The sequence below is a fragment of the Flavobacterium sp. genome, from assembly GCF_049318185.1.
Taxonomy (GTDB): Bacteria; Bacteroidota; Bacteroidia; order Flavobacteriales; family Flavobacteriaceae; genus Flavobacterium.
In genome coordinates this window covers 1-11975 of record NZ_JBMOGV010000067.1, presented here as the reverse complement: position 1 = coordinate 11975, position 11975 = coordinate 1, and the positions used below count along the sequence as shown (strand labels likewise).

Genomic DNA, 11975 nt, shown 5'->3' with positions numbered 1-11975 from the left:
TTTATAAAAGTTTGTATATGCTTCTGAAAACTTGTCTTTCGTGGCGAAAGGTAAAAAAGGTTTAGCTGAAGATTCTATAAATTTTGTTAAACTTGGCGAGACATTTTCTGAGGCAATTATTATAGCATCTGAATGATTTATAGATGCCATGATGAGATTTTCATAATTGGGCATCTCTAATTCTTTAATGGAATCATGGGGCACATTATCAAATTTTATTTTATTAATCATTTCAACATCTAAAGAACCTTCAAAAGATTGTCCATAAACTGAAGTAACTATTTTTGTTTCTGAAAACAATGCTTCGTCTTTGTAATAATGCTTCATATAGATTGGCAACAAACTCGCCATCCAACCATGAACATGAATAATATCTGGCACCCAATTTAATTTTTTTACAGTTTCAACTACACCTTTGGCAAAGAAAATAGCTCTTTCATCATTATCTGGATACATAACGCCATCTTCATCACTAAATGTAGCTTTGCGTTTAAAATATTCGTCATTATCAATAAAATAAACTTGAATTCTTTCTTTTGGAATTGAAGCTACTTTTATAATTAAAGGCATATCTAAATCGTTTACCACTAAATTCATTCCCGATAAACGAATAACTTCATGTAATTGATGTCTTCTCTCGTTAATGTTTCCATACCTAGGCATAAAAATTCTAATCTGTCCGCCTTGATCATTAATCATTTTTGGAACGTCATAAGACATCAAAGAAACCTCATTCTCAGCCAAATACGGCACCACTTCAGATGATACATATAATATCCTCTTATCTTCCATAATCTATCAAACTTTATTTATTGGCAATAAAAAACAAGCAAAAGTACAAAAATTTATGCAGTTATTTATGAAAATGCTAAGTTTGCAACTCATTTACTGAAAGCTAATGCTTATTTTCTATACTAAAATTGACCTTGTTTCTCATTTAAAATCAATCTCAAATCAAGAAAAATCCATTGGTTTTGTCCCTACCATGGGAGCACTTCACGAAGGCCATTTGTCGTTAATGAAAGAAGCTCTTCTTCACAATACAGTTGTCGTGGTAAGTATTTTTGTAAATCCAACACAGTTTAACAATGCTGAAGATTTAGCAAAATATCCCAGAACCTTAGAACAAGATGTTGAAAGAATAAAAACAATTTCTGATACAATAATTGTTTTTTCACCAAGTATAAAAGACATGTACGAAGGCAATGCCGTTTCCGAACATTTTGACTTTGATGGTTTAGAAAATCAAATGGAAGGAAAATTTAGACCAGGTCATTTTGATGGTGTTGGGACAATAGTGAAACAACTATTTGAAATTGTTAAGCCTACTAATTCTTATTTTGGCGAAAAAGATTTTCAGCAATTGCAAATCATTAAAAAAATGGTTGCTAAATTAAAAATGCCTGTTAAAGTTATTGGCTGTCCCATTCATAGGGAGCCAAATGGCTTAGCCATGAGCTCAAGAAATGAGAGGCTTTCTGAAGACGATCGGAAAGAAGCTGCTATCATTTATAAAACCATTCAAGAGTCTAAATTACTTTTTGCAACTAAATCAGCCAAAGAAGTAACTAAATTTGTAGCCGAAAAATTTAAAAAAAATTCAAAATTTGAATTAGAATATTTTCAAATTGCGGACGAAAAAACACTATTTCCTTGTATTAGAAAAAGTAAGCATAAAAAATACCGGGCTTTTATAGCGGTTTTTGTTAACAATATTCGATTGATAGATACCATTTCATTAAATTAATTTACTTTTGACCCATGCAAATTCAAGTAGTAAAATCAAAAATTCACAGAGTAAAAGTTACTGGAGCTGATTTAAATTATATCGGCAGTATTACAATTGACGAAACCCTGATGGAAGCCTCAAACTTAATTGAAGGCGAAAAAGTTTCTATTGTAAATGTTAATAATGGCGAACGTTTTGAAACTTATGTAATAAAAGGAATTAAAAATTCTGGAGACATTACTCTTAATGGACCAGCAGCAAGAAAGGTTCATACAGGTGACATTATTATTATTATGTCCTATGCTACAATGGATTTTGAAGAGGCTAAAACTTTTAAACCGTGGATGATTTTTCCGAATGAAAAAAATAATTCTTTAATCTAATATCGTTGAAAAATCAGATTGGCAAATGGTTAACTATTATTATTCCTTTTTTAATAGGAGTTGGAATAATATATTATCAATTCAACACTTTAACCTCGGAAGAAATTAAAGAAATAAAAATTAGTTTTCAAAAAGCTAATTACTACTACATTCTTCTAACATTAATCATAGCTATTATTGGCTATTGGTCAAGAGCTTATCGTTGGAAATTTGCTTTAAATCATTTAGGATATCAAACAAAATTTTCAAATAATTTCTTAACTGTTAGTGTTTCCTATTTAGTGAATTTAACCGTTCCTCGTTCAGGAGAAGTTTCTAGAGCTGCATTATTAAAAAAATATGAAGGCGTTCCTTTTGATAAAGCCCTTGGAACCATCGTTGCTGAGAGAATTGTAGATTTACTTATCTTTTTCTTATTTATTATCTTTGGATTTATTTCGCAATTTGATGAGATTTATAAATTTTTGCTCAGCAAAAACATTACACTTTATTCACTAATAACAACCGGAATTATTGGATTACTGTTGTTTGTGATTTTCATATTTATTTGGATTTATGCTGAGTGGAAAATTATTTTAAAATTGAAAGAAAAACTATCTGGTCTGTTAGAAGGCATGTCAACTGTTTACAAAATGGATAAAAAATGGGCGTATATATTTCATTCATTTTTCATATGGTTTAGCTATTTTATGATGTTTTATGTGGCTATTTTTGCATTACCAGAAACGGCTACTATTAGTTTCGATGTTGTAATAATGGGTTTTATTTTTGGCAGTCTTGCCGTTGGTTTTTCAAATGGAGGATTAGGAGCTTATCCATTTTCAATAGCATTGATTTTTTCTCTTTATGGCATATCCAATACTATTGGAACAGCATTTGGGTGGTTAGTTTGGACTTCTCAAACCATTTTAGCTATTCTTGTTGGATTGATTTCCTATGTTTTACTTCCGGTGTTAAATAGAAATAAATAATTTACTATATTGCTAATTAATTTTAGCCAATAAATTACTATTCTTTAAACCAACTATTCATGAGAAAAATATTTTTCTTTTTGCTGCTTGTTTTCGCCAATACTGTATTTTCTCAAAAAAGGGTAACTGATACCATTTCCTCACAAAAATTAGGTGAAAACAGAGAAATTACAATTGGCTTACCGCCATCCTATGAAAAAAATTCTGCAAAAAAATATCCTATTTTATTATTACTTGATAGTGACTTTCTTTTTGACCCATTTCAAGGAGCGCTAAGCTATGGATATTATTGGGATGATCTACCAGAAGTAATTATCGTTGGCATTAATCAAAACAAAAACAACGAACGCGAAACAGATTGTACTGTTGATGAAAAAACGGGATTGCCTTCAGAAAAAGGGGGAAATTTCTTTGAATTTATCGGAATGGAATTATTGCCCTATATTCAAAAAAAATACAGAACTGCACCCTTTAAAATGATTGCAGGATTAGATACAACAGCTGGATTTTTGAATTCATATTTATACAAAGAAAACCCAGTTTTTGATGCTTATATTTCCATGAGTCCTGAACTCCCTACAGGTATGGAAGAACTATTACCCGATAGACTGGCAACCATTCAAAAACCAATTTTTTATTATCAATCTTCAGCTATTGGTGATTTAAAAAAAATGAGGGACAGAATACAAATACTTGATGAATCCTTAAAAAAAGTTAGTAGTCCAACCTTGAATTATAAATATGATGATTTCAAAGATGCATCACATTATTCATTGGTTTTAAGTTCAATTCCAAGTGCTTTGTATCAAATATTTTCTGTATACCAAACTATTTCAACTACTGAATTTCAAAAGAAAATTGTAACATTACCCTCAGGATATGTAGACTATTTGATTTATAAATATACTGTTTTAGAAAAATCATTTAACCTAAAATTACAAATAAGATTTAATGATTTTAAAGCCATTGAAGCTGCTATTTTAAAAAACAAAGCGTACGATGAGTTTGATAAATTATCACAATTAGCTAGAAAAAATTATCCTAAATCGATGCTTGCTGATTACGAATTGGGACAGATGTATGAGAAAAAAGGAGATAATGCCAAGGCGTTAAAATCATATCAAAGCGCTTTTCAAAAAGAAGAAATTGGTGATTTGACAAAAGAAATGATGATTGATAGAGCTGATGAATTAAAAAAATTATTACCAAAAAAAGGAGACAAAGGGAAGAAAGGAAATGATGAACCTGCAGTTGATGAAACCCCTACAACTGTTGTCCCCACTGAAACTCTACCGTTAGAAAGCCCAACAGAAGAGAAAAAACCCCAATAACACTGAAATAAATCCAACGTAAATGTCCAAATTAAAAACTACTTTCTTTTGTCAAAATTGTGGTGCTCAATATGCCAAATGGCAAGGGCAATGTAATTCCTGTAAAGAGTGGAATACTGTTGCCGAAGAAATAATTCAAAAAGAAGAAAAAACCAGTTGGAAACCATCAACTTCTGAGTCGAAAAGAGTTTCCAAACCGCTCAAAATTAAAGAAATCGATTCCTCGCAGGAAGTGCGAATGGACACTACTGATGGCGAATTGAATCGTGTGCTTGGTGGCGGGATTGTTCCTGGTTCTTTAGTTCTTTTGGGTGGAGAACCTGGCATTGGAAAAAGCACTTTACTACTCCAAATTTCTTTAAAATTACCATATAAAACATTATATGTTTCAGGCGAAGAAAGTCAGAAACAAATAAAAATGCGTGCAGAACGCATCAATCCCAATAGTGATAATTGTTATATTTTGACCGAAACCAAAACTCAAAATATATTCCGTCATATTGTAGAAACCGAACCGGATATTGTTATTATCGATTCCATTCAAACCTTACATACCGATTATATTGAGGCTACAGCGGGAAGTATTTCTCAAATTAGAGAAACCACAGCCGAGTTGATAAAATTTGCAAAAGAAACCAACATTCCTGTTATTTTGATTGGACATATTACCAAAGATGGCAACATCGCTGGGCCAAAAATTTTAGAGCACATGGTGGATACTGTTTTACAGTTTGAAGGTGACCGCAATCATGTGTATAGAATTCTTCGTTCACACAAAAACCGTTTTGGTTCCACAGCCGAATTGGGAATATATGAAATGCAAGGTTCCGGTTTACGTGAGGTTTCTAATCCTTCTGAAATTTTACTTTCGCATCGTGAAGAAGAATTATCAGGAACTGCTATTGCTTCTACACTGGAAGGAATGCGCCCATTAATGCTTGAAATTCAAGCATTGGTTTCTACAGCTGTTTATGGAACACCGCAACGAAGCACTACTGGTTACAATGCCAAAAGATTAAATATGATTTTAGCAGTTCTAGAAAAACGTGCTGGTTTTCGTCTTGGAACAAAAGATGTTTTCTTAAATGTAACTGGTGGGATTTCCGTAGATGATCCTGCAATTGATTTGGCAGTTGTTGCAGCAATTTTGTCTTCTAATGAAGATATTGCCGTGGGCAAAGATGTTTGCTTTGCTGCTGAAGTGGGCTTGTCTGGTGAAATTCGCCCTGTAAATAGAGTAGAACAACGTATTCAAGAAGCAGAAAAGCTAGGTTTTTCTACCATTTTTGTTTCAAAATACAATAAAATTTCAGCTAAATATCCAGGAATAAAGGTGGTATTAGTTTCTAAAATTGAAGAAGTTCTTGAGCAATTATTTGGATAAATACTATCTACTAACGAGTCTAATTTCCAAAAACTAAAAAAACTACTGTTGATATAAATAGGGCTGCAATCGAAGAGTTTTAATAATACACTATATTAAGGTGCAGGATCAGGATATAGCGCTTGGATTTTGTTAATTTCAGAGATAATGTCGGAGCTCAATTTTAGTTCAAAAGCAGCCATGTTTTCTTTGAGTTGTTGCATCGAAGTAGCTCCAATAATTGTAGCAGTTACAAATGATTGATGATTAACAAATGCTAAGGCCATTTGGGTTAATGTCAAATTATTTGCCTTTGCTAATTCTTGATAAAGCAGTGTAGCTTTTCGGCAATTTTCGCTAGAATATCTTGAAAACTGTGGAAATAATGCCAATCTTGATGTAGGTTGTATCCCGTTCAAATGCTTGCCTGTTAAAAAACTGAAAGCCAAGGGAGAATAAGCTAATAAACCTACATTTTCTCTCATTCCAATCTCGGATAATCCAACTTCATATAATCTGTTAAGCAAGGAATACGGATTTTGAATAGTGACAATTCTGGGTAAATTGTTTTTTTCACTTTCACTAATGAATTTCATCACACCATAGGGATTCTCATTTGAAACACCTATATGTTTAATTTTTCCTTCTTTAATTAGGCCATCAAAAACGGTAAGCACTTCCATAAAATTATGTTGCCATTGGTTATCAATAGTGGCAATTCCTCGTTGCCCAAACATATTCATAACACGTTCTGGCCAGTGCAACTGATACAAATCAATATAATCTGTTTGTAGATTTTTTAAGCTTAAATTTACTGCTTCATGAATGCTTTTTTTAGAAAACTCTAATGGCTTACGAATATATTCTAAACCGCGATTTGGACCAGCAATTTTAGTAGCAATTACTAAATTCTCTCGCTTTGATGATTTTTTTAACCAAGTTCCAATAAATTTTTCAGTTAAGCCAAGCGTTGTTTGTTTTGCTGCAATCGGATACATTTCGGCAGTATCAATGAAATTCACACCATGTTCTGTCGCATGATCTAGTTGAGCATGTGCTTCACTTTCAGTGTTTTGTTCCCCAAAAGTCATGGTGCCCAAACAAATTTTGCTGACTTTTATATCTGTATTTGGTAAGGCATTGTAATTCATTAGTGTCGCTTATTTTGCTATACAAAAATATATTATTGTAATCGTTTATAATATTCGATTAACAGATTTTTTAGAAACATTTACACAAAAAAAGGCTCAAAGAAGAACTTTAAACCTTTTATAAACTTTAATTACTTGTTCTTTTAAAACTCATTCAACATTTTAGAAATTTCATCTAATTTTGGTGTCAAAATAATTTCTATTCTTCTATTTTTAGCCTTCCCTTCTGGAGTATCGTTACTCATTATTGGTGCATATTCCCCGCGTCCAGCAGCTGTCAAATTTTGTTTTTTAATTCCTGTATTTTCACCTAAAATATTTACGATGGCCGTAGCTCTTTTGGTAGATAAATCCCAATTGTCTTCAATGCCTCCGCCAATATTTCCAAGTATTTTATCATTATCGGTGTGACCCTCTATTAAAACTGTAATGTCTGGATTTTGTGCTAAAACTTTGCCTACTTCTACCACTGCTTTTCTTCCCTCAGAACCAACTGCCCAACTTCCTGTTTGAAACAGTAACTTGTTTTCCATAGAAACATAAACTTTTCCATTCTTTTGTTCAACTGTTAATCCTTTGCCTTCAAAAGCATTTAGGGCTTTGGAAAGGGTTTCTTTTAGTTTTTTCATGCTTGCATCTTTTGCTGCAATCATACTTTCTAGTTCATTCAAACGCTTAGTGTTTGAGGCTAATTCGTTTTTCAATTTGTTTAATCTATCTTGCTCCGATGCTAATGCTTTTTCTTTAGCTTCTATTTGTGATAATAATTCACGGTTTTTTTTCATGTTAACTTCTAGAGCATCATTGCTGTTTTTTTCTAGAGCCGCATATGATTCTTGCAGTGTTTTTAAATTATTATTGGTCGCAGTATAATCAGCCTGTAGTTTGTCTCTATCTGCTTTTAATTTTGCTAATTCTGAAGTCAATGATTTATTTACAGAATCAAATTCAGCATTTGCTTTATGCAATTCATCTACTTCGTCAGCCAAAAATCTATTTTCTTTTTTCAAATCGGTGTATTTGTTTTCCAAATCATTGTATATCTTTTTTGACACACAAGAAGTCATCAAAATCATCAATCCAGTTACTAAAGCTGTTTTCTTTATCATGTTCATATTTTTACTTTTTTAATTTATTTCTACTACTATCGGGCAGTGATCAGAATGTTTTGCTTCTGGTAAAATCACGGCTCTTGATAATCTATTTTTTAAGGGTTCACTTGCTAAACAGTAATCAATTCTCCAACCTTTATTATTGGCTCTAGCATTTGCTCTATAACTCCACCAACTATAATTATCGGGTTCTTTATTAAAAAATCTAAAGGTGTCTATGAAACCACTTTTCATGAATTTATCCAGCCAATTTCGTTCTTCAGGTAAAAAACCTGAAACTGTTTTATTGCGAATTGGATCGTGAATATCAATAGATTCGTGACAAATGTTATAATCTCCACAAATAATCAAATTTGGAATTTCTTTTTTCAATTCATTAATATAATTTTGGAAATCATCCATATACTTGAATTTGTGGTCTAATCGGTCAATATTTGTTCCCGAGGGCAAATATAAACTCATCACAGAAAAATCATCAAAATCAACGCGAAGATTTCTTCCTTCAAAATCCATGTGGTCAATTCCGGTTCCAAAAACTATATTATTCGGTTTTGTTTTTGATAAAATTGCCACGCCACTATATCCTTTCTTTTGAGCTGGAAACCAATAATGATAGGGATAACCCGAAATTTCAACGTCTATTAATGGGATTTGATCAGGTGTTGCTTTTATTTCCTGAAGGCAAATCACATCAGGATTAGCTTGTTGCAACCAGTTCAAAAAACCTTTAGAAATAGCGGCTCTAATACCATTTACATTGTAAGAAATAATTCTCATGAACTTACATCTTTTGTTTTTTAACTTTGTTTTGTTGTCCAAAACAATTCACGTCAAAAGTATACAAAAACATAAACATATGAAACTCAAAATTGATAATAAAATAAAATCTCTTTATTGTGATTTATGCATTTTCTGAAAGCTATTTCAGTAGAATTACTATCTTTGTTTCTTACTCAAAATTTTAGGTATACATGGGTTTAGTTACTGCTAAAGAAGTTGCAAAAGCAATAAATGCCGATAAATATGGGGTTTTTGGGACTTTTTGTGGCTGGTTACTAATGAAGGCTTTAAAAATTTCTACATTAAACAAAATCTATGATAGAAACAAGCATCTTAGTGATGTAAACTTTCTAAACGCTATTTTGGATGAATTACAAATTAAATTTGAAATCCCAGAAGACGATTTAAAACGATTGCCAAAAGATGGCGCTTATATTACTATTTCCAATCATCCGTTAGGTGGAATTGATGGTGTTTTATTGTTGAAATTAATGCTTGAAAGAGAGTCAAATTTCAAAATTATCGCCAACTTTCTTTTGCATCGTATCGAACCAATGAAAAAATATATCATGCCTGTAAATCCTTTTGAAAATCATAAGGATGCTAAATCAAGCGTGATAGGAATCAAAGAAACGCTTCGCCATTTGAGCGATGGAAAACCATTAGGAATGTTTCCTGCAGGAGAAGTTTCTACTTATAAAGATGGCAGATTAGTAGTTGATAAAGCTTGGGAAGAAGGAGCAATAAAAGTCATAAGAAAAGCTCAAGTTCCTGTGGTTCCAATTTATTTTCATGCAAAAAATAGTAGATTTTTCTATTTTTTATCTAAAATAAATCCAATTCTAAGAACCGCGAAGTTACCTTCTGAATTATTCACTCAAAAAGATAGAGTTATTAAGGTTAGAATTGGTAAACCAATTTCAGTAGCAGAACAAAATGAACACAAAACTATTGAAGAATATTCAGAATTTCTTCGTCGTAAGACTTATATGTTAGCCAATTCTTTTAATAAGGAATCGAAGCTATTAAGTTCTCAAAATCTAAATTTAAAACTTCCAAAAAGCCCAAAGCAGATTGTAAAACCTGCTAATCATGATAAAATATTGGAAGAAATAGAAATTTTAAAAAACGGCGATTACAGACTTTTACAAAGTAAAAACTATTTAGTTTTTCTGGTTCAAGCCGATGTAATTCCAAATATTATTCACGAAATTGGACGATTGCGCGAAATTACTTTTAGAGCCGTTGGCGAAGGAACTAATGAGTCCATCGATTTAGATCAATACGACAATTATTACCATCATATGTTTTTATGGGATGCAGATGCACAACAAATTGCTGGTGCTTACCGTATGGGATTAGGTTCTCAAATTTTTCCAAATTATGGCATCGAAGGTTTTTATCTTCACGATTTGTTTAGGTTTGAACATGAGCTTCATGATATGATGTCTAAATCCATTGAAATGGGTAGGGCGTTTATTGTTAGTCATTACCAACAAAAACCAATGCCCTTATTCCTGCTTTGGAAAGGAATTGTTCACACTACTTTGCGCTTTCCGGAACACAAATATTTGATTGGTGGTGTAAGTATTAGTAATCAATTTACTGAATTCTCCAAATCATTGATGATTGAATTTATGAAGTCTCATTATTATGATCCTTATGTTGCGCAATATATTCACCCAAAAAAAGAATTTAAAGTAAAACTAAAAGATGCTGATAAAGATTTCGTTTTCAATGAAACAGAATCTGATTTGAATAAATTTGATAAAATTATTGACGAAGTAGAGCCTGGAACTTTACGTTTACCTGTATTGATAAAAAAATATATTAAACAAAATGCTCGGGTTGTAGCTTTTAACGTTGACCCAATGTTCAATAATGCCGTAGATGGATTAATGTATATCCGAATTGCAGACTTACCCGAAAGTACTGTAAAGCCAGTTATGGAAGAATTTCAGGCAGAACTTGAACGGAAAGAAAAGAATTATAAATAATACATTCCGTGTAATAAATAAATGGTGTAAAAAAGTTGCTTTTTGAAGTTAAAATTAAACTCAATTGGAAAAAATATCCGTCTAACCCTCTCAATAACAAAAAACTATTTCGTTACTTCTATAGTCAATAAAGGGCTTACCTTCGTTTGACTAACTGCTGTAAATAGATTTTAAAAACTAATTAAACCATTTGGTTATAAATAAAAAAAGGGTGCTTTATAAAAGCACCCTTTTTAATTAATAATTAGTCTAACTATTCTTTAATCAATTTTTTGGTAATGATTTCATTGTTTGTTGGATTATTAAATCTAACAAAATAAATTCCATTAGCTAATGAAGAGATGTCTTCATTAATAACATTATTACCTTCTGATAATTGAATGTTTTTAGTTCTAACAGTTGCTCCGTTCATGCTGTAAATTGTCATTGACATTTCACTTGCTACTGAAGTTGTTAATTCTAAATTAAAATTGTCTCTAGCAGGATTTGGATAAATTGAAACTTCAGAAACCATTACTGGTGAAGCCATTTCAGCTTTTGCTTGTGGACATGTTGCAACTTTTGTTAAAGTTATTGCTTTTGCAGTAGTGGCAGGCCCAAATACATTTCCAGATCTAATACTTAACGTTTTATCTGTTGCTGGGAATGCAGCAGTTCCTGAATAAACAACTTTGAACGTTAAATCTGTTGTAGTTAATATATTATTTGAAACTCCTTGAACACCGTTAAGTGAACTAACCGTTGATCCTACTGGAGCTGTAATTGTATAAGATGTTGCTCCAGCTGGCGCTGTAATTGTATATTCATAACCTTGACTTCTATTACATACTGAAACTAATCCAGAAACTGTAGCAACAGCAGAAGGAAGACCTGCAGTAACTGTTAATGGCTTAGTTGAAGAAGATCCAACGCCATTTACTGCTTTCACACCAAACACTAAAGAAATCGTTGTGTTTTCATGAGGTACATTTTCAAAATTAACAAAAATAAATGGTTCAGTACTAGTTAAACCTTGTACAGAATCTCCATTTGCGTCAGTTCTATTTACTCCTGTAGGCAATTCCCATAAATAACTGTTGGCCAAAACAGAAGCTACCGCAGTTAATTTAAATGTAGTATCTGTACCTATAAATTTACTTACAACTGTTATAGCTGTAG

General features: G+C 32.0%; 11 protein-coding genes. 6 read left to right on the top strand and 5 right to left on the bottom strand.

From position 1 onward, the window contains the following. On the bottom strand, window positions 1–792 hold a 792-nt coding region (locus ACOYLT_RS07415), incomplete at its 3' end, for a glycogen/starch synthase (protein WP_422853229.1). 106 nt (window positions 793–898) lie between these two features. On the opposite strand from ACOYLT_RS07415, the gene panC reads away from it, so the two are divergent. Genes panC through radA form a run of 5 tightly spaced genes read left to right on the top strand, consistent with a single transcriptional unit; the run spans window position 899 to window position 5798 of the window. Next, complete coding sequence (gene panC, locus ACOYLT_RS07410) at window positions 899–1747, top strand: pantoate--beta-alanine ligase (RefSeq protein WP_422853228.1); 849 nt, start codon at window positions 899–901, stop codon at window positions 1745–1747. Between the two features lie 14 nt (window positions 1748–1761). Beyond that, window positions 1762–2112 (top strand): aspartate 1-decarboxylase, encoded by a 351-nt coding sequence (gene panD, locus ACOYLT_RS07405; protein WP_422853227.1) that lies wholly within the window; start codon window positions 1762–1764, stop codon window positions 2110–2112. 5 nt (window positions 2113–2117) lie between these two features. Then, window positions 2118–3083 carry a lysylphosphatidylglycerol synthase transmembrane domain-containing protein gene (locus ACOYLT_RS07400; protein ID WP_422853226.1) on the top strand — a complete coding sequence of 322 codons (966 nt, stop codon included), beginning with the start codon at window positions 2118–2120 and terminating at the stop codon, window positions 3081–3083. A gap of 59 nt (window positions 3084–3142) precedes the next feature. Next, window positions 3143–4414 (top strand): alpha/beta hydrolase-fold protein, encoded by a 1272-nt coding sequence (locus ACOYLT_RS07395; protein WP_422853225.1) that lies wholly within the window; start codon window positions 3143–3145, stop codon window positions 4412–4414. Between the two features lie 22 nt (window positions 4415–4436). After that, complete coding sequence (gene radA / locus ACOYLT_RS07390) at window positions 4437–5798, top strand: DNA repair protein RadA (protein ID WP_422853224.1); 1362 nt, start codon at window positions 4437–4439, stop codon at window positions 5796–5798. 95 nt (window positions 5799–5893) lie between these two features. Here radA and ACOYLT_RS07385 read toward each other — a convergent pair whose 3' ends face one another. The 3 genes from ACOYLT_RS07385 to ACOYLT_RS07375 form a co-directional block, all read right to left on the bottom strand. Beyond that, window positions 5894–6928: an aldo/keto reductase gene (locus tag ACOYLT_RS07385; protein WP_422853223.1), complete on the bottom strand. Its 1035-nt coding sequence runs from the start codon at window positions 6926–6928 to the stop codon at window positions 5894–5896. A gap of 143 nt (window positions 6929–7071) precedes the next feature. Further along, window positions 7072–8037 (bottom strand): OmpA family protein, encoded by a 966-nt coding sequence (locus tag ACOYLT_RS07380; protein WP_422853222.1) that lies wholly within the window; start codon window positions 8035–8037, stop codon window positions 7072–7074. A gap of 18 nt (window positions 8038–8055) precedes the next feature. After that, complete coding sequence (locus tag ACOYLT_RS07375; RefSeq protein ID WP_422853221.1) at window positions 8056–8817, bottom strand: exodeoxyribonuclease III; 762 nt, start codon at window positions 8815–8817, stop codon at window positions 8056–8058. Window positions 8818–9011: 194 nt separating this feature from the next. Here ACOYLT_RS07375 and ACOYLT_RS07370 point away from each other — a divergent pair, with 194 nt between their 5' ends. Next, window positions 9012–10817 carry a GNAT family N-acyltransferase gene (locus ACOYLT_RS07370; protein WP_422853220.1) on the top strand — a complete coding sequence of 602 codons (1806 nt, stop codon included), beginning with the start codon at window positions 9012–9014 and terminating at the stop codon, window positions 10815–10817. Between the two features lie 253 nt (window positions 10818–11070). Here ACOYLT_RS07370 and ACOYLT_RS07365 read toward each other — a convergent pair. Next, window positions 11071–11975 (bottom strand): T9SS type A sorting domain-containing protein (locus ACOYLT_RS07365; protein ID WP_422853219.1); only part of this gene is annotated, 905 nt, incomplete at its 5' end.